Source organism: Mesorhizobium sp. M0028 (genome assembly GCF_040323855.1).
Classification (GTDB): Bacteria; Pseudomonadota; Alphaproteobacteria; order Rhizobiales; family Rhizobiaceae; genus Mesorhizobium.
This window is the reverse complement of the sequence record NZ_JAMYVG010000021.1, coordinates 95,025-112,325: the sequence shown is the minus strand read 5'-3', so window position 1 is coordinate 112,325 and position 17,301 is coordinate 95,025. Positions and strand designations below refer to the sequence as shown.

Sequence of the window (17,301 nt, the reverse complement as noted above, 5' to 3'; positions counted from 1 at the left end):
CCCGTCTGCTTCACTGCCATCGCGATTCCCTCAGACCGTCCACCTCAGAGAATCACAATCAGCGAATTACGCAACAGGCCCCTTGCGGGGGAGATGGCCGGCAGGCCAGAGGGGGGTGCTGTCCCGCCAACGTCTCGAAACTACCTCCCCTTTTTCCAGGGCAGGCTCCAGCGCACTTTCTCCAGCGTCGCCTTTGCCTCGGCCGAGTCCGGGTCGGGCTCTGTCTCACGATAATGCGCCGAGCCCTCAGGCGGGTAGGCAAGTGTGTTGTTGAACGCGAATTTGTCGATCTGGCTGAAGTCGGGGAAAGGCAGGTTTTCCGTCTCGCGCCAATCGCTGACCCTTTTCTCCGCGGCGATGCGTTTTTCGTCGTCGATCGGAAGGTCGGTGGCTCTGTATTCCAGTGACGAAGGGAAGGCGAACTGCGCGCCGGCATCATCCATGATGTTGATCATGGACAACAGGATGTCCTCGCGGATGGCTTGGAACTCGGCCACGTCGGCGGTTTTGACGTAGGTGAACACGTCGATGTCGAGCGAATAGGCGCCGAAGCCGGCAAAGCGCACGCGGCATGGCTCGTCGATGACGCGCGGATGGGCGATCAGCAGCTTGCGCAGCTCGGCCAGGACGTAACGCAGCTGATCGGGCGTCGTCTCGTAGCGCAGCTGCAGCGTCGTCGCGAACCGGGTGCGGTCGCGATGCGCGTAGTTCTCGATCTGCATGCCGGCGAAATCCGAATTCGGCACCGAGATTATCGTGCGGTCGAGCGACCGGATGCGTGTCGAGCGCATGCCGATATGCTCGATCGTGCCGGACTGGTCGCCGAACTTGCAGAAGTCGCCGACGCTGACCGGCCGATCGGCATAGAGCGTCAGGCCGGAGAGGAAGTTCTGCAGCGTCGGCTGCGCCGCCAGCGCCACCGCCAGACCGCCGATGCCGAGACCAGCAATGACGCCTTCGTAGGGAATGGCGAGCACTTCGGCCAACAGCAGGAAGGCGACGACCAGCACGGCGACGCGCGCGACGCCGGTGGACAGCGAAATCAGCGTGTCGTGGTAGCCGGGCACTTGCCACAGTCCACGATAGTGTTCGGCGACCTTGCCGATCAGGTGCCAGACCACCGGCACGGCACCGATCACGATCAGGCTCCAGGCGATTGCCTTGACCGGGGCGGCGACCACTTGCGGCAGACCGAGCGGGCGCAGCGTCAACAGCAGGAAGAACCCAAGCACGATCGAACGCACCGCCCATTCGACGATGCGGAAGAAGGCCGAGCTGTCCGTCCTTCGCACAATCAAGGAAATCAGCGCATTGGCGATGAAGCCGAAAACGATGCCGGCCACTGCGGCAAGGCCGAGCATCCACCACTGCCAGTGCTCCATCGGTCCGGCGCGGGTGAGCAGGCCGGGGCTGATCTCGCGGGCGAGGCCACGGGCGATGAAGAACGGGTCGGTGCTGGCGAAGGCAGCGAACTCCGGCGCCACCGGCACGTCTTCCACGTCGGCGTAGAGCGCGCGGATGTGGGCGAGCGTCTCGGGCGTGAACTGCCAGATCTTGCCCTTCTCGGTCTCGACCGGGCCGATGACGATGTTGCCGGCGGGATGCTCGAAATAGATGAAGGGGGTGTTGCTCTTCGGGTCGTCGGGGATCTCCTGCCAGTAGACATAGCCGATGCGGTCGATGACCTTTTTGAGATAGCGCTCGAGCAGGAACGCCTCGTCGCCGCGCACCGCCTGACTGTAGTTGCGCAGGTCGAGCGCCGCCTGTGCCGGATCGCCGGCCTCGGTGAGGCCGCTCAACAGTACCTTGAACGTATCGCGTGGCGAGGCGAGCCTGCTCGGATCGTCGACCATGTCGACGGCTTCGCCACGCGCTTCCTGGAATTCGGCGAGCTTGGCCTGAAGCTGGCCAAGTGGCGGCCCGACGATAGACCACTCGCCATTCTTGCGGCGAAAGGTGAGATCGAAGGAAACCCTGGTGCCATATTGCGGGAGCGTCGCCGTCACCTCGTCGCCGGCAATCGTATCATGCGGCAGGCTCCACAGGCGGAACGTCGCGTTGTCGATGACGGTGAACAGGAGCTTGGTGTAATCGGGCATGTTGAGGCCGCCGCGGTCGGCCTCGGTGACGTCGACGAGGCCCGCTGCCAGACCGGCAAGACCCATGCCGCCGCCGGTCGCGCGCGGCACGTTGTCGGCGCCGCTCTCGTTCATCGTCTGCAGGAACGAGCGCATGGTGCTCATCGGGCTCGACTGGTCGACACGGACGTCCTCGACGGCGCTGACGCGCACGCCTGTCCACCATTCGGCGGTGGCGACATCGAAACGGCCCATGAAGCTTTCGCCGTCAGGCGACTGGACGAAGGTGAAGGCGCCCTGGCGGTCGCCTTCGAACCAGTGGCCGACAAGCTTGTCGCCTTCGGCCTTCGCCTCGATACGGCCGCTGTAAAGCGGGTAGACGCCCTTTACGTCGGCGCCGGTCTGCTCGAACTTGATCTGGGCGCCGCCGCCGCGCCATTTCGTGTCCCACACGCCGGTCCAGCTGGCCGCGTCCTGCGCATGCGCCTGCGGCATGGCCGGCAGCAGGCCTGCAAGCGCGAGTGCGCCGACCAGCGCGACCGTCCGGATCAGCATCAGCAACAGCCGATCCTGTCTCGCCGCAAAAAAGGGGGTCATTCTGTTGCCCTTCTTCTGCCGGCGATTCTGCTGGGCCGGCCAGAGAAGGTTATTCCGCTTGAAGATGAATATTCTGTTTCGGCCGGCGCCGGCGAAGCCGGTCAGTCATAGGTCAGATCCGTCGCCTTGCCGCCGAACACGCGGTAGGCAAAGAACGAATAGAAGATGATGATCGGCAGCACGACGACTGTCCCGACCAGGATGACGGCCAGGCTTTCGGGTGCCGAAGCAGCCTGCCAGATGGTCAGCCGGTCGGGCACGACGAAGGGGTAGAACGACCAGGCGAGCCCGGCAAAGCCAAGCGTGAAGATCGCGGCCAATGTCAGGAACGGGAGCAGCGCGTGGCGATCGTCGGGCTTCGGCAGATGAAAGGTCTGGCGCCACAGCCACAGGAACAGCACTGCCGACAGGATCGGCAACGGCGACAAATAGAGCATGGCCGGCCAGACGAACCATTTGTCGAAGATGCGCGCGCTGGCAAAGGGCGTGGCCAGTGATACTGCAACCATGCCGAGCGCGGTCAGCACCAGTGCCGTGCGCAGCCACAGCACCGCTTTCTTCTGCAAGTCGCCTTCCGTCTTGTAGATGACCCAGGCCGCGCCCATCGCCGCGTAGGCGGCGGCAAGGCAGAGCGCCACCAGCGCCCCGAAAGCCATGCCGCCAGGGCCGACGTCGAGGCCGAGCACATAGACGCCGAGCATATAGCCCTGCGCCAGCGACGCGATGACCGAACCGAGGAAGAAGATGCGGTTCCAGCGGTGCTTCCTGCCGGCCGGCACTTTGGCGCGGAAATCGAAGGCGACGCCGCGCAGGATCAAGCCGACCAGCAGCACGAAAACCGGAATGTAGAGCGCGGTCAGGATGGTGCCGTGCGCCAATGGGAAGGCGACCAGCAGCAGGCCGACCGCCAGCACCAGCCAGGTCTCGTTGGCGTCCCAGAACGGGCCGATGGCGGCGATCATCGTATCCTGTTCGGTGTCTTCGGCTGCGGCGAACAGGATGCCGATGCCGAGATCGAAGCCGTCGAGGATGACGTAGATCAGGATGGCTAGGCCCATCAGGCCGGCGAAGATCAGAGGCAACAGGGTCGGCCAGTCGAAGCTCATGATGTTTCTCCCGGTTGCGCAACCGGCTGCGACAGCGGCCTGTTCATGACGCCCGGCAGCGGCGAGGTGTCACCATCCTTCGCCGCCTTCAATGCCAGATGCACCAACACGCCGAGATAGGCGATCAGCAGCAGCACGTAGAGGATGAGATAGACCGCGAGCGACAGCGCGACATGGCTGCCGGCGACCGGGCCGACAGCATCGGCGGTACGCAGCACGCCGGTGACCAGCCAGGGCTGGCGGCCGATCTCGGTGGTGTACCAGCCGGCCAGCGTCGCCAGCCAGCCGGACAGTGCCATCGGCACCATGACCAGCGCCAGCGGCTTAGGCAGGCTGTGGCGACGCTTGAGGAAGAAGGCCGCCGACCAGGAGACGACGAGCATCAACAGGCCGGTGCCGACCATGATGCGAAAGCCCCAGAACACCGGAAACACCGGAGGATGGTTGCCGGCATAATCGTTCAGCCCCGGTACGATGCCGCCGGCGCTGTGCCTGAGGATGAGGCTGGCGCCGTCGGGAATGGTGAGCTCGAACCTGTTCTCCTTGGCCGCTTCGTCGGGAAGCGCAAACAGCACCAGCGGCACGTTGGGACCGGTGTTCCAGTTGGCCTCCATGGCGGCGATCTTCTGCGGCTGATGTTCAAGCGTGTTGAGGCCGTGCTGGTCGCCGGCAAAGATCTGGATCGGGATCAGGATCGCGGCGGCGAAGACACCGGTGCGCAGCGCCTTCCACATCGATTCCGAGCGATCGCCGTAGAGATAGCGCAGCGCCGACAGGCCAGCGATCAGGAACGAGACGGTCAGCCCCGAAGCAAGCAGCATATGAACGAGCCGGTAGGGCATGGACGGATTGAAGACAACGGCCCACCAGTCGGTGGCGTGCGCAACACCATCGCGAATTTCGAAGCCGGCCGGCGTCTGCATCCACGAATTGAGGGCGATGATCCAGAAGGCGGACAGAGTGGTGCCGCCGGCTACCAGCACCGTCGCCAGCGTGTGGACGCGGTTTGAGACGCGGCGGAAGCCGAACAGCATGATGCCGAGGAACGCCGCCTCGAGGAAAAAGGCCGTCAGGATCTCGTAAGCCAGCAGCGGGCCGGCGATGTTGCCGACCGTCTCCATATAGCCCGGCCAGTTGGTGCCGAACTGAAAACTCATGGTGACGCCGGAAACCACGCCCATGGCGAAGGACAGCGCGAATACCTTAACCCAGGTGAAATAAGCGCGCATCCAGGCGGAGTCGCCTGTCGCGTTGTAGCGGAGCTTGAAGAACAGCAGCACCCAGCCGAGCGCGATGGTGATCGCCGGGAACAGGATGTGGAACGAGATGTTCGCGCCGAACTGTATGCGCGACAGGATGAGCGGGTCCATGGCGGCTCCAGCTGCTGCTTGTTTGTACAAGGATAGGCTTCATGCGCCGGGCGGTCAAAGCGGCGTCCCGCCGCGAGGCGGAACGCCGCAGTGCCGGTTAATCTGCTTTTGCGTGGAATTTTGCTGGACGACCAGGCGGGTGTTGCCTATTCCGGCGAACCTCGATGTCCAGAACTGTCAGGAGCGCCATTGACATCCGGATTTGCGCACCGACATTCAGCGGATTAAATCAACAACTCTGTTTCAAGCAGCCGTTTTCAGCCATGCAGCCGATCATCTCGATTTCCGGGGTCACGAAGACCTACGCCACCGGCTTCAAGGCGTTGAAGGAGATCAATCTCGATATCGTGCGCGGCGAGATATTTGCGCTGCTGGGGCCGAACGGCGCCGGCAAGACGACGCTGATCTCGATCGTCTGCGGCATCGTCAACCGCTCGTCGGGCACCGTCACGGTCGACGGCCATGACATCAACCGCGACTACCGCGCTGCGCGCGGCCTGATCGGGCTGGTGCCGCAGGAACTGACCATCGATGCCTTCGAGAGCGTGTGGGCGACGGTCAATTACAGCCGCGGCCTGTTCGGCAAGCCGGCGGACAAGGCGTTCGTCGAAAAAGTGCTGCGCGACCTGTCGCTCTGGGACAAGAAGGACGCCAAGGCGATCACGCTGTCCGGCGGCATGAAACGCCGGCTGATGATCGCCAAGGCGTTGTCGCACGAGCCGCGAATCCTGTTCCTCGACGAACCGACCGCCGGCGTCGATGTCGAGCTGCGCCAGGACATGTGGGCGATGGTGCGCCGGCTGCGCGAAGACGGCGTCACCATCATCCTGACCACGCACTACATCGAAGAAGCCGAGGCGATGGCCGATCGCGTCGGCGTCATCAACCGCGGCGAGATCGTGCTGGTCGAGGACAAGGCCGAGCTGATGCGCAAGCTTGGCCGCAAACGGCTTGTGCTGGAACTGCGCAGCCCGTTGGCCACCGTTCCCGATGCTTTTTCGCACTACGCGCTGGAGCTTTCGCCCGATGGCGGGCAGCTGACCTATACCTATGACAACCAGAGCGAACGGCCGGGCGTCGCCTCGCTGATCCGCGAGCTCGAGGCGGCCGGCATCCAGTTCCGCGACATCGATACGGAAAACAGCTCGCTCGAGGAGATCTTCGTCAATCTGGTGAGGAAACAGGCATGAACCCGCGCGCGGCCATGAACCTTCATGCGGTATGGGCGATTTATCGGGTGGAGATGGCGCGCGCCCTTCGCACTGTGCTGCAGAGCATCGTTTCGCCGGTCATTTCGACGTCGCTCTATTTCGTCGTCTTCGGCTCGGCCATCGGCTCGCGCATCACCGAGATCGACGGCATCAGCTACGGCGCCTTCATCGTGCCGGGGCTGATTATGCTGTCGCTGCTGACGCAGTCGATCTCCAACGCCTCCTTCGCCATCTACTTTCCGAAATTCGTCGGCTCGATCTACGAATTGCTGTCGGCGCCGGTGTCCTATCTGGAGATCGTCATCGCCTATGTCGGAGGTGCGGCGACAAAGTCGATCGTGCTTGGCCTGATCATTTTGGCGACGGCCTCGCTGTTCGTGCCGCTGACGATCGAGCATCCGTTCTGGATGCTCGCTTTCCTGGTGCTGACGGCCGTGACCTTCAGCCTGTTCGGCTTCATCATCGGCATCTGGGCAAGAAGCTTCGAGCAACTGCAGCTGGTGCCGCTGCTGATCATCACACCGCTGACCTTCCTCGGCGGCAGCTTCTATTCGATCAACATGCTGCCCGGCATCTGGCGCACGGTGACGCTGTTCAACCCGGTGGTCTACCTGGTTAGCGGCTTCCGCTGGAGCTTCTACGGCAAATCCGACGTTTCGGTCGGCGTCAGCCTCGGCATGACGGTGGTCTTCCTGCTTGTCTGCATAGCGATCGTCGCCTGGATCTTCAGAACCGGCTACCGGCTGCGCAACTGATCGATTGGCCTTGCCAAGCAAAGCAGCCTTATCGATCAACGGAAACAGCACTGAGTGCAGCCCCTGCAACGATAGCCCCTTGACCTTCATGTTTTGTTATATATCATATTATGATTTATCGCGAGGCGGATTGGCCTATGGAAGACGTCATACGATCGCTTGGCTTCCTGTGCCTGGGCAGCAGGATGAAGCGTATAGGCGAGCAACTGCAAGCGGAGGCGCAGCGCCTTCTCGACCGGCTGGATGTTCCGGTTCAGGCGAGCCAGTACCCACTGCTGGCCGCGCTCGACAGGCTAGGCCCCCTGCCTGTCGGGGAACTGGCGCAATCCCTTGGCATCGCGCAGCCAGGCGTAACGCGAAGCGTCTCGCTTCTCGCCGAGTTGGGATTGCTCGAGGTCAGTCCGTCGATCGATGACCAGCGGCGCAGGATCGTCTCCCTCACCAGGGACGGCCGGCGGCTGGTCGATGTCGCAAAGCGCGAGGTCTGGTCGCGCATCGAGAACGCCGTCGCGGATCTGTGCGCGGATCTTTCGGGGCCGCTTCTCGATCAGTTGGCCGCCATCGAGGACGGCCTCGCCGCGGCTCCTCTCGACCGTCGTGCACCAAAACCGAGAGATGCCGTGCAATGAAACACCTGCTTGACCGCCCGATCTGGAGCGCGCTTCAGACGCGACATCAGGCCTTCGCGCAAGGTGGAAACCTCGCCAGGCGATATCGGCCGTTGATTGTTCCTTTCGCCGCCACTGGCGCGGACGACGCGGAAAGCCTGCGGGCGCTTGAAAAGCTTGTCTCCCCAGGCGAGAGTGTGATCCTGCTTCAAGCGGACGCCATTGCTCTGCCCACGGGGCTTTCCGCGACGTCGACCGCAGCCGGGGTTCAGATGATTGCCGAGCAGCCGTTGCAGATCGTCTCCGACCAGCGCGTGCAACGTCTGACGCGAGACGACGCCGCTGAGATGCTGGCTCTGGCGTTGGTCACCAAGCCTGGCCCATTCACGCTCGAAGCCTTGAGCCTGGGCGATTTTTGGGGTGTGAAAATCGAGGGCAGACTTGCGGCGATGGCCGGCGAGCGCATGAAGCAACCTGGCTATACCGAACTCAGCGGGGTGTGCTCACATCCGGAATTTCGCGGCGGTGGCCTGGGCAAGCTGTTGTCAATATTCGTGGCAAACCGGATAGTGGCACGCGGCGAAGTTCCCTATCTCCACGCCTATGCCAGCAACGCCACGGCCATTAGATTGTACGAGTCCATTGGCTTCAGGTTGCGAAATACAATGAATGTGGCCGTGGTTCAGCGCACCGAATGATAGTCGGCGCATGATGCGCAGCATGGATGCATCCCGTATCGGAAAGGAAGGATTTCGTATCGCCGAAATCCTTCCTTGAGACTGCAAGACCTTGCTGCGTGTCAGACCGCGATCTTGCCACCACCTTGCCTGGTGATGGCAACGACCGCCGGCCGCACCGGCATGTCCGGCTTGAAGTCGGGCCAGCGGGTCGACAAATCCTCATAGTAGGACGGACGGCCGAAAGCCTCCCAGTCCTCGCCACCGTCGCCTGGATGCTGGACGGCAACGAAAGCGGTCTGGTCGTCCGGCGCAAACAGGGGACCACACATTTCGGCGCCGATCGGCACGCGGAAGAACAGTTTTGAGGTCGCCCGCGCCGGCCCTTCCGTATCGACCGCCCACAGACCGTCGGTGCGGCCAGTGGCCTTCGGACCCTGACCGTCGGTGGCGACCCAGAGGCGGCCGGTCGAATCAACCGCGCAATTGTCCGGCATGCCGAACCAGCCATTGGCCGTGGTTGCGGTCGAGAAGGTGGCGCCGACTGCCGCAACCGAGGGATCACCGCATTTCAAGAGCACCTCCCACTTGCCCTTGGTGGCGGCAAAATCGCCACCGTCCTCGACGATCTCGATGATGTGGCCAAAGGCATTTTCGGCACGCGGGTTGGCGGCGTCGACCTGATCGGCCTTGCGCTTCGAATTGTTGGTCAGCATGACATAGACCTTGCCGTTGGCGGCATTGGGCTGGATGTCTTCAGGGCGGTCCATCTTGGTGGCGCCGAGCAGGTCGGCGGCGCGGCGCGTCTCGATCAGCACGTCGGCCTGGCTGGCAAAGCCGTTCTCCGCCGTCAGCGGCCCTTGGCCGAAGACGATCGGCAGCCATTCGACCGAACCGTCGTCGGCAAACTTGGCGACATGCAAGGTGCCGTCGTCGAGCAAATCCATATTGGCGGCGCGGTCGTCCGGATTGAACTTGCCTGTGGTGACGAACTTATAGACATAGTCGAAGCGCTCGTCGTCGCCGAGGTAGAAGACGACACGGCCATCCTTGGCGACGATCGATTCGGCGCCCTCATGCTTGAAGCGGCCCATTGCGGTGCGCTTCTTCGGCACCGAAGTCGGATCCTGGACGTCGACCTCGACGATCCAGCCAAAGCGGTTCGGCTCGTTCGGCTCTTTGCCGATGTCGAAACGGTCGTAATGCGCTGCCCATTCATAAGCACCTTCGGGAATGCCGAGCCGCTTGTAATTGGCCGCTTCCTTGTGGCCTTGCGGCAGCTCGCCCGAGAAATAGCCGTGGATGTTCTCCTCGGCCATGACATAGGTGCCCCACGGCGTGACGCCGCCGGCACAATTGTTGACGGTGCCGACAACTTTCGTGCCGGTCGGGTCGGCGCTGGTCTTGACGCGGTCGTGGCCGGCGACGGGGCCGGACAGCGCGATCTCGGTGTTGGAGGTGATGCGGCGGTTGAGCTTGCCGTCGCGAACGACCTGCCATTTGCCGGCTTCCTTGCGGATCTCGACAATGGTGCCGCCATGCGCGGCCATCTCGACGTCGACTTGTTCCTTGCTGAGAGGCGCCTGCTTGGCTTTGCCATCGACGATGGTGACGAGGCCCGGAAACATCAGGTGCGGATTGGTGTATTCGTGGTTGACCACCAGCAGGCCGTGCTCGGCCGAGCCGTCGATCGGGATATAACCGACATAGTCATTGTTGTAGCCGAATTGTCTGGCCTGGGCTTCCGCCGACTGTTTTGTCGGATCGAATTCCGGCGAATCGGCGAACAGCGGATCGCCCCAGCGCAGCAGCACGTCGGCGTCATAACCGGGTGCAACGTGATGCTTGTCGTCGATGCCGGCCTCGAGCTCGTCGAAAGCGAAGGCGGAGCCTTCGGCGGCGCGGGCGTTGTCGGCGGTGATCAGCGCCAGCGGGCTGACGGTAGCGGCTATGGCCGAGACGGCAAGCGAGCCCTTGAGGAAGCCGCGGCGCGAGAACCGCGCGGCGATGATCTCACCCATGGTGCGGTTGTCGCTGGGATTGGCTCCTGGCCCATCGTTTTCCTCGAGCAGGCTGGTGCGGAAATGGGCGTCAGGGGTGCGATGTTCGGTCGAGCGCTGTTCAGTCATGGGGGCCTGCCTCTGGCTGGATGGATTGCTGGAGCGTGTTGCCTGGCCAATCCGGTATTACCGGCAGGTCACAGTTTGATGACATGCCGGCTAATTGCCACCTGCGATTTCGTATCCAACATCAGTCCCGCTTGACCGCGACCGGCGCTTCGGAAACAAGAGCTGCGGCAGGCGCGTAGGGACCGCATCGGGAGGAACAAAAGTGAGTTTCTGGGGACTTGGGCAGCTCTGCGTTTCGACGGTGATCTTCCTGCTGGCGGCGATGGCCGCAAAACAGTGGGGGCTGGCGCCGAGCCTCGGCAAGATCGTGCTGACGTTGGCGCTCTATTCGCTGGGCAATCTGATCATGCTGAGGCTGATCCGTGAATTCGGCATGTCGGTGTCGTTCAGCCTGTCGGCGGTGATCCAGCTGGTGTCGGTGAATGTGGTGGCGCTGGTCTTCTTCGGCGAACGCGTCAATGCCTTGCAGGCAACCGGCATTGTGCTTGCCATCGCAGCTGTGGCGCTGATCACGCTCGGGCCCTATCTGCAAAGGCTGTAACTGCGATCGGGCCGATGAAGAAGACCGCAAGCAGACTGCGCAACTGGCTGGAGTTCCCGGTTCTGCTGGCCGGGCTGATCATTGCCGGCGGGCTGTGGGGGTTCGAGGAGCTAATGGAGATGGCGCGGGCCACTACGCCGCATGCCTTCGATACCGAAATCCTGCTTGCCTTCCGCAAGGCCGGCCAACCCGACAATCCGATCGGACCGGCGTGGCTGGAAGGAGCGATGCGCGACATCACCAGCCTCGGCAGCGCCAGCGTGTTGGTGCTGATCACGGCAGCAATGATCGTCTATCTGCTCCTCATCCGCAGGCCAGGCGCGGCGCTTCTCATGTTCATCGCGGTAGCGGGCGGCCAGGTCCTGTCAAGCGTGCTCAAGTTCGATATAGATCGGCCGCGCCCCGATCTGGTCTCGCATCTCGCCGACGTGGCATCACTTTCGTTTCCGAGCGGCCACGCCATGCTGTCGGCGGTGACATATTTGACGCTGGGCAGCATGGCGGCGCGGTTTTTGCCCGGGCGGACAACGAAGATCTATGTGCTCGGTCTGGCGGTGCTGACGACGGTGGTGGTCGGCATCAGCCGCATCTATCTCGGCGTCCACTGGCCCTCCGACGTATTGGCCGGCTGGTGCGCCGGCTTTGCCTGGGCGATGCTGTGCTGGCTTGCGGCCCGGTTCCTGCAGCGATGGCTCGGGCGGGCCGGCGGCACCTGACTCATGTCAGTCGATTTGCGGTCAAATCAGCCTGTTGATCAGGCCGTGACCGCAGCCTGCCAGCAGGAAAACCATCGACAGCAAGGCTGTCGAGGTCGCCAACGCATTGAATATCTTCACCTGCTCATCCTTTTTGAGTCGTTGCCTGTGAAATCGGGATCGCAATGGATGTCCCGCCAAACGATGCCGAAATTGTAGCATGCTAGCGCATCGGCTGGCAAAGAGTGCTGCATGTTTCACATATGCAAGATGATGCTTGAACCATCATAATGAAGGTATTACACGTGATATCGCAGACTCAGACGGGGGTTATGGCCGATGATCACTGCCGCGCAGATGCGTGCCGCGAGGGCGCTGGCCGGCATCGATCAGAAGACGCTCGCCGAGCGCGCCGGGGTTTCGCTTCCAACCATTCAGCGCATGGAAGCGAGCGACGGCGTGGTCCGGGGCGTGGTCGATACGCTGATGAAGGTCATCCAGGCCCTTGAAGAGGCCGGGGTCGAGCTGATCGGCGACAACCAGGCGAGCGAGCGTGGCGGCAGGGGCGTTCGCCTCAAGCCTGTCACGCCGCAGAACCCGCAAGGCTGACGGTACTGCCGCATCGCCGAAAATCGAAATCGATTTTCGGATAGTCCAATGCGCGGTTCAAAAGTGTTGGAGCGTACCTGTGCGTCGATTTGGACGCACGCCGCTCCAAGTCGCGACGGCGACCGCCGACAGTCCTGCCGACGATCCCGCCGCCTCCTTGGTTTCATGGGGAAGGCACTCGATGGATCAGACCCGGCGGGCAGTGCATCAACCGGCACGGCCGACATTTTCCGAACTGTTCACGCCGAAGCTGGTGACGGTGCTGCGCGAGGGCTATACGCTCGCGCACTTCAAGGCGGATGCCATCGCCGGGCTGACTGTCGCCATCGTGGCGCTGCCGCTGTCGATGGCAATTGCCATTGCTTCAGGCGTGACGCCGGAGCGCGGGCTCTACACCTCGATCATTGGCGGCTTCCTGGTCTCGGCGCTTGGCGGCAGCCGTTTCCAGATCGGCGGCCCGGCCGGCGCCTTCATTGTGCTGGTGGCTGCGACGGTGGCGCGAGTTGGCGTCGACGGCTTGCTGCTGGCGACGATGATGGCCGGCCTGTTCCTGCTTGCCATCGGCTATCTCGGGCTTGGCACCTACATCAAGTTCATCCCGTATCCGGTGACCGTCGGCTTCACCGCCGGCATCGCCGTCATCATCTTCTCCGGCCAGATCGTCGAACTCTTCGGGCTGAAGCTCGCCGGCAAGGAACCGGGGCCGCTGGTGCCCAAGCTGATGGCCATCGGCGAGGCGGCCGGAACGATCAACCTCGCCGCAACCGCGGTGGCGGCACTGACCATCATCACCATTGCGCTGTTGAAGCGGTTTCGGCCGAAGTGGCCGGCCATGCTGATTGCCATCGGGCTGGCATCACTCGTCGTGGCATTGCTCGCCATGCCGGCCGAAACGATCGGCACGCGCTTCGGCGGCATCCCGCGCAGCCTGCAATGGCCGGCCTTCCCGCCGCTCAGCCTCGACAGGATAATCGACGTGCTGCCGGACGCCATCGCCTTTGCGCTGCTCGGGGCGATCGAATCGCTGCTGTCGGCCGTCGTCGCTGACGGCATGACCGGAAGGCGGCATCGCTCCAATTGCGAGTTGGTGGCGCAGGGCTTCGCCAATATCGCCTCCGCCTTGTTCGGCGGTATCTGCACCACCGGCACCATTGCCCGCACCGCGACCAATGTACGGGCCGGCGCGCATGGACCGGTCTCAGGCATGATGCACTCGGCCATCCTGCTTGCCCTGATGCTGGTGGCGGCACCGCTGGCCAGCTATATCCCGCTTGCAGCACTTGCCGGCGTGCTGGCGGTGGTGTGCTGGAACATGTTCGAGAAACAGGCCTTCGCCACCTTGCTGCGCGCCTCGCGCGGCGATGCGCTGGTACTGATGGCGACGTTCCTGATCGTCATCTTCCGCGACCTGACTGAAGGCATCGTCGTCGGTTTTGCGCTGGGCTCAATCCTGTTCATCGACCGCATGGCCAAGAGCATCGCGGTGGAGGCGGACCATCAATCCTTGGTGCAGGAAGACGTCGCCGACCGCGCCAGCGCTTATGATTCCAGCGAGGCGAGCGATGCCGATACTGTCGTCTACCGGATATCGGGCGCCTTCTTCTTCGGCGCCGCCTCGACCGTCGGCACGGTGCTGGACCGCATCGCCGACCAGCGCAGGAACTTCATCCTCGATTGTTCGGCGGTGCCGTTCTTCGATTCGACGGCGGCCAATGTCATCGAGGGCGCGGCCCACAAGGCCAGCCGCGCCGGCGTTCGCTTCATTATATTAGGCGCTTCACCGCAGATACGCCGCATGCTGATCAACCACGGCGTCAAGCGGCCGCTGGTGACTTATGCCGCCTCGATCACGGATGCGCGGGCGCAGCTGAAGAAAGCCGCGCCCGCCGCCTGAGCCGATGGCTGGCTTAGTCGAGGCCTAATGCCGCGATCTCGCCGTCGTTCATCAGCGGCACGAAGATTGTCGACTTGCCGTCGGTGCCGATGTCGGCGCTGCCCGGCTTGAACGTCGCAACCGCTTGCGGCGTGCCGCCGGCTTTGTAGCTGTAGAGCGTGCCGGTCATATACGCGGTGGCGTAAACGCTGCCGCCGATGGCGACGACGCCATCGAGGTTAGCGAACTTTTCTGCGCCGGGCAGTGACGCAATTGCCTTGGTGGCGAGATCGACCGAGAGCAGGCCGCCCGGCTCCGCGGTGCTGAAATCGGGCTTGATGCCCTTGCCCCAGGAAGCGACGATCAGCCGGCCGCCATCGGCGAAGATGCCATTCGGCGAAGCAAGCGCCGCATCCCTGACGAACAGTTCGGGCCGGTCGCCGTCGATGCGATAGATCGTATCGGCAAGCATATCTGTGACGTAGACCTTGCCGGACGCGTCGGCGGTCACGTCGTTGAGGAAGACCGCGTTCGGCAAGTCGATCGTCGATGTTAGCTTGCCGCTTGCGAGATCGACGACGCGCACATGGGTGAGGTCGGCGACGTAGAGTTTGCCGTCGGCAATCGCCATGCCCTTGGGCGCGTCCATGCCGTCGGTCCAATGTTGCGTAACCATCTTGCCGTCCACAGACAGGACCGACAGGTATCCATTGCCGTCGGCGTCGCCGGGATTGCCAACGATATTGGAGATGATGATGCGTTTGCCGGCGGCATCGAACAGCGCCGATTCCGGTTGCTCAAGCCCGGTAGCGCGCCAGAGTTCGGCCGCCTGAACTGCCGGCGCGGCGGCGATGCCGACCAGGGCGAGAAGTATCGAGGTGAAGAGGCTCTTCATGGCTAGTCTCCTGTAATGGAATGGGGGAGAGCTAGGCTTTTCGATACTTTTCGGGAAGATGTATCGGGACTAGTACCGAAGGCTGATACCAAATCGCGTAAAAGAGGTGCATCCCATGAACGGCCCGATCTTCGAAGCGCTGAAGCGGACGCTTAAGGCCAAGGGCGTGACCTACCGTGTCCTTGCCGAGCGGATGGGCGTTTCCGAGCCGACGGTGAAGCGCATCTTCCATGAGCGCAACTGCAAGCTCGACCGGCTGATCGAGATCTGCGATGCCGCCGGCGTGGAGTTGGAGAACGTGCTCGGCTCGATGAACAGGGGACCGGGACCTGCCAACCGGATCGCGCCGGAGATCGAGCGCAGGCTCGCCGGGCGGCCGGCACTGCTGTTCGTATTCGTCATGCTTTCCGAGAAATTCACGCCAGAAGGCATCATGCGCTCACAAGGGTTGAGCGAGGCTTCGATGTTCCTCTATCTGCGCGACCTCGAGGAACTCGGCCTGGTCGCGCTTGGTGGCGGCCTGTCGGCAAGGCTGCTGGTCGAGGCGCCGATCCAGTGGAATTTCGACGGGCCATTGCGGCCGCTGTTCGAGATGACCAACAAGAATTTCATCGGCTGGGCCATCACCCATCTTGAGCGCGAGGCGACGTTCGTCAGCTTCTCCAGGCGGATGCGGCCGGAAACGGCGGAAATGGTCAGGCGCGAGGCGGAGGAATTGGCGGAGCGCGCCAAATTGCTTGCTCATCACGACCAGCACACGACGCCCGAAGACGGGCTGGTCGGCTACAAATGGACGTTTGCGTTCGGCGCAACGCCGTTCCCGGTGATCATGCCGATCGGGCCACATCCGCGCGACGCAGGCGCGCGGACGGACGATCGAGTTGCGGCCGCCGCAAACGGACGACGTCTGCCGGCCTAGGTCAAATCACGGAACGACTGAGGTCGGATTCTTGGGTTTAGGCTGCTGTCCTCCACAGACGCCTTGTAAGCCGCGAAGACTAGGCAGGCGCGCCGAAAACTAGGCAAGCGGCGCCTATAAATTGGGTGACCGTGCCGATGTGCATGGACATCGGCTTGCGTAGGGTGAGCCTGTGATTATCCAGGCTGCTTTGCAGTCCGGGGCCGGCGTCAGGAGGTGCGCACGGGACACCGGCCAGTAATTTATGCATCGCTTCGCAGGTTACGGGAGCACGTCGCGAAGCCGTCGCATTCGTTGACCGCAATGCAAACCTGAACGCTCTTTCGTGGCGTTGTTTCTTCATCACGGCGGTGTCTCCCAAATTGATGGCGCTGCCGATCAAGGAGGTCGTGACCATGAGCGCGCTCTTAAGGGCATGCTTGCCTTGCGTCCTAAGCGTGATCCTGGCGGCGACACTTGCCGCGTCCGCGGACGAGCCGGAGCTTAGAGGACCCAATGCCGATCCAGGCTCAGGATTGCCGCCGTTGGTCCTGCCTTATATCGAATTGCTCAGCGCACCCGGTGTAGTAGCATCAGCGACGCTTGCCGCGCCCGCGGGCGACTCGGAGCTTATGGGACCCGATCCCGCCCGGCCCGGCATCCAATTGCCCGGCGCACCTGGTGCTCTTGCTCCCATGAAGATGTCTGACCGCTCGCAGCCGGCCGCGCTAATGGCAATAGCGGTATGGCTTTCGTCTGAACTCGGCCTTCCGTCGATCGAAGAGCCCCCGGCGGTAAGCTTCGTACCTGCGCGCAGGATGGCAGGTTTGCGGTTTCGCGACGTGGCGGCGGATCGCTGGAACAGCAGCCCCAATTTTGCCAGTCCGGACAATGTTGGCAAGCAGCCCACTGTTATTGCTATCTACGATGACGAAGCACGGACTATCTTCTTGCCGGAGGGCTGGACAGGCGGCACCCCGGCGGAGCTGTCGGTACTTGTGCATGAGTTGGTCCATCACGTCCAAACCGTGGCCGGGCTGAAGTTTGCATGCGCGGAAGAACGCGAGAAGGCGGCCTTTGAGGCGCAAGAGCGGTGGCTTGCCTTGTTCGGCAGCGACCTTCTGAAGGAATTTGAGCTCGATCCTTTCACGCTGTTGGTTCGCACGAACTGCCTGTATTGATGCTGAAGCCGCTTCGGGGGCAGCCAGTCTGACTGAGCTTCTTACCCCAGAGTATCGGCCGCAAAACCGGTTCTCGGA

The 17,301-nt window shown here is 62.9% G+C and carries 15 protein-coding genes; 10 read left to right on the top strand and 5 right to left on the bottom strand.

Features of this window, described 5'->3' with window-relative positions; genetic code table 11:
• Positions 1 to 140: 140 nt before the first annotated feature.
• The 3 genes from NKJ93_RS27585 to NKJ93_RS27575 all read right to left on the bottom strand — a co-directional run bounded on the left by NKJ93_RS27585 (position 141) and on the right by NKJ93_RS27575 (position 5,151).
• The gene (locus NKJ93_RS27585; RefSeq protein ID WP_352592341.1) at positions 141 to 2,675 is read right to left on the bottom strand and encodes a mechanosensitive ion channel family protein; all 2,535 of its coding nucleotides are present in this window, start codon (positions 2,673 to 2,675) and stop codon (positions 141 to 143) included.
• 101 nt (positions 2,676 to 2,776) lie between these two features.
• Positions 2,777 to 3,781 (bottom strand): cytochrome d ubiquinol oxidase subunit II, encoded by a 1,005-nt coding sequence (locus NKJ93_RS27580; protein WP_352481386.1) that lies wholly within the window; start codon positions 3,779 to 3,781, stop codon positions 2,777 to 2,779.
• Positions 3,778 to 5,151: a cytochrome ubiquinol oxidase subunit I gene (locus NKJ93_RS27575; RefSeq protein ID WP_023718884.1), complete on the bottom strand. Its 1,374-nt coding sequence runs from the start codon at positions 5,149 to 5,151 to the stop codon at positions 3,778 to 3,780. Before NKJ93_RS27575 ends, NKJ93_RS27580 begins: the two co-directional genes overlap by 4 nt.
• A gap of 263 nt (positions 5,152 to 5,414) precedes the next feature.
• On the opposite strand from NKJ93_RS27575, the gene NKJ93_RS27570 reads away from it, so the two are divergent.
• The 4 genes from NKJ93_RS27570 (at position 5,415) to NKJ93_RS27555 (ending at position 8,423) form a co-directional block, all read left to right on the top strand.
• The gene (locus tag NKJ93_RS27570) at positions 5,415 to 6,341 is read left to right on the top strand and encodes an ABC transporter ATP-binding protein (protein WP_023718883.1); all 927 of its coding nucleotides are present in this window, start codon (positions 5,415 to 5,417) and stop codon (positions 6,339 to 6,341) included.
• 14 nt (positions 6,342 to 6,355) lie between these two features.
• Positions 6,356 to 7,117, top strand: coding sequence for an ABC transporter permease (locus NKJ93_RS27565; protein WP_023718882.1), 762 nt, complete (start codon positions 6,356 to 6,358; stop codon positions 7,115 to 7,117).
• Positions 7,118 to 7,254: 137 nt separating this feature from the next.
• Positions 7,255 to 7,746 (top strand): MarR family winged helix-turn-helix transcriptional regulator, encoded by a 492-nt coding sequence (locus NKJ93_RS27560; RefSeq protein WP_352592339.1) that lies wholly within the window; start codon positions 7,255 to 7,257, stop codon positions 7,744 to 7,746.
• The gene (locus NKJ93_RS27555) at positions 7,743 to 8,423 is read left to right on the top strand and encodes a GNAT family N-acetyltransferase (protein ID WP_352592336.1); all 681 of its coding nucleotides are present in this window, start codon (positions 7,743 to 7,745) and stop codon (positions 8,421 to 8,423) included. The genes NKJ93_RS27560 and NKJ93_RS27555 overlap by 4 nt, the downstream gene beginning before the upstream one ends.
• 101 nt (positions 8,424 to 8,524) lie before the next feature.
• Here the strand turns inward: NKJ93_RS27555 and NKJ93_RS27550 are convergent, their stop codons facing one another.
• Positions 8,525 to 10,531 (bottom strand): PhoX family protein, encoded by a 2,007-nt coding sequence (locus NKJ93_RS27550; protein ID WP_352592334.1) that lies wholly within the window; start codon positions 10,529 to 10,531, stop codon positions 8,525 to 8,527.
• A 202-nt stretch (positions 10,532 to 10,733) separates the two neighbouring features.
• Between NKJ93_RS27550 and NKJ93_RS27545 the strand changes: the two genes are divergently transcribed.
• From NKJ93_RS27545 to NKJ93_RS27530, 4 genes are all read left to right on the top strand, one after another.
• On the top strand, positions 10,734 to 11,072 hold the full coding sequence (locus NKJ93_RS27545; protein WP_023679017.1) for a hypothetical protein: 339 nt from the start codon (positions 10,734 to 10,736) through the stop codon (positions 11,070 to 11,072).
• A gap of 14 nt (positions 11,073 to 11,086) precedes the next feature.
• Positions 11,087 to 11,788, top strand: a complete 702-nt coding sequence (locus NKJ93_RS27540) for a phosphatase PAP2 family protein (protein ID WP_023718877.1) — start codon at positions 11,087 to 11,089, stop codon at positions 11,786 to 11,788.
• Positions 11,789 to 12,106: 318 nt separating this feature from the next.
• Positions 12,107 to 12,376 (top strand): helix-turn-helix domain-containing protein, encoded by a 270-nt coding sequence (locus NKJ93_RS27535; protein ID WP_023718875.1) that lies wholly within the window; start codon positions 12,107 to 12,109, stop codon positions 12,374 to 12,376.
• 181 nt (positions 12,377 to 12,557) lie between these two features.
• A complete protein-coding gene (locus tag NKJ93_RS27530; RefSeq protein WP_352495449.1) occupies positions 12,558 to 14,270 on the top strand; it encodes a SulP family inorganic anion transporter in 1,713 nt (570 codons plus the stop codon).
• 13 nt (positions 14,271 to 14,283) lie between these two features.
• Here the strand turns inward: NKJ93_RS27530 and NKJ93_RS27525 are convergent, their stop codons facing one another.
• Entirely contained in the window at positions 14,284 to 15,144 is an 861-nt protein-coding gene (locus NKJ93_RS27525; protein WP_023718873.1) for an SMP-30/gluconolactonase/LRE family protein, read from the bottom strand.
• 115 nt (positions 15,145 to 15,259) lie between these two features.
• Here NKJ93_RS27525 and NKJ93_RS27520 point away from each other — a divergent pair, with 115 nt between their 5' ends.
• On the top strand, positions 15,260 to 16,063 hold the full coding sequence (locus NKJ93_RS27520) for a helix-turn-helix domain-containing protein (protein ID WP_352592331.1): 804 nt from the start codon (positions 15,260 to 15,262) through the stop codon (positions 16,061 to 16,063).
• Between the two features lie 365 nt (positions 16,064 to 16,428).
• A complete protein-coding gene (locus NKJ93_RS27515) occupies positions 16,429 to 17,223 on the top strand; it encodes a DUF6647 family protein (RefSeq protein ID WP_156948065.1) in 795 nt (264 codons plus the stop codon).
• The last annotated feature ends 78 nt before the right edge of the window (positions 17,224 to 17,301 follow it).

Coding starts and splice junctions, on each gene's coding strand:
- NKJ93_RS27585 (WP_352592341.1), bottom strand. CDS start 2,675: ATGACCCCCTTTTTTGCGGCGAGACAGGATCGGCTGTTGCTGATGCTG.
- NKJ93_RS27580 (WP_352481386.1), bottom strand. CDS start 3,781: ATGAGCTTCGACTGGCCGACCCTGTTGCCTCTGATCTTCGCCGGCCTG.
- NKJ93_RS27575 (WP_023718884.1), bottom strand. CDS start 5,151: ATGGACCCGCTCATCCTGTCGCGCATACAGTTCGGCGCGAACATCTCG.
- NKJ93_RS27570 (WP_023718883.1), top strand. CDS start 5,415: ATGCAGCCGATCATCTCGATTTCCGGGGTCACGAAGACCTACGCCACC.
- NKJ93_RS27565 (WP_023718882.1), top strand. CDS start 6,356: ATGAACCTTCATGCGGTATGGGCGATTTATCGGGTGGAGATGGCGCGC.
- NKJ93_RS27560 (WP_352592339.1), top strand. CDS start 7,255: ATGGAAGACGTCATACGATCGCTTGGCTTCCTGTGCCTGGGCAGCAGG.
- NKJ93_RS27555 (WP_352592336.1), top strand. CDS start 7,743: ATGAAACACCTGCTTGACCGCCCGATCTGGAGCGCGCTTCAGACGCGA.
- NKJ93_RS27550 (WP_352592334.1), bottom strand. CDS start 10,531: ATGACTGAACAGCGCTCGACCGAACATCGCACCCCTGACGCCCATTTC.
- NKJ93_RS27540 (WP_023718877.1), top strand. CDS start 11,087: ATGAAGAAGACCGCAAGCAGACTGCGCAACTGGCTGGAGTTCCCGGTT.
- NKJ93_RS27535 (WP_023718875.1), top strand. CDS start 12,107: ATGATCACTGCCGCGCAGATGCGTGCCGCGAGGGCGCTGGCCGGCATC.
- NKJ93_RS27530 (WP_352495449.1), top strand. CDS start 12,558: ATGGATCAGACCCGGCGGGCAGTGCATCAACCGGCACGGCCGACATTT.
- NKJ93_RS27525 (WP_023718873.1), bottom strand. CDS start 15,144: ATGAAGAGCCTCTTCACCTCGATACTTCTCGCCCTGGTCGGCATCGCC.
- NKJ93_RS27520 (WP_352592331.1), top strand. CDS start 15,260: ATGAACGGCCCGATCTTCGAAGCGCTGAAGCGGACGCTTAAGGCCAAG.
- NKJ93_RS27515 (WP_156948065.1), top strand. CDS start 16,429: ATGGCGCTGCCGATCAAGGAGGTCGTGACCATGAGCGCGCTCTTAAGG.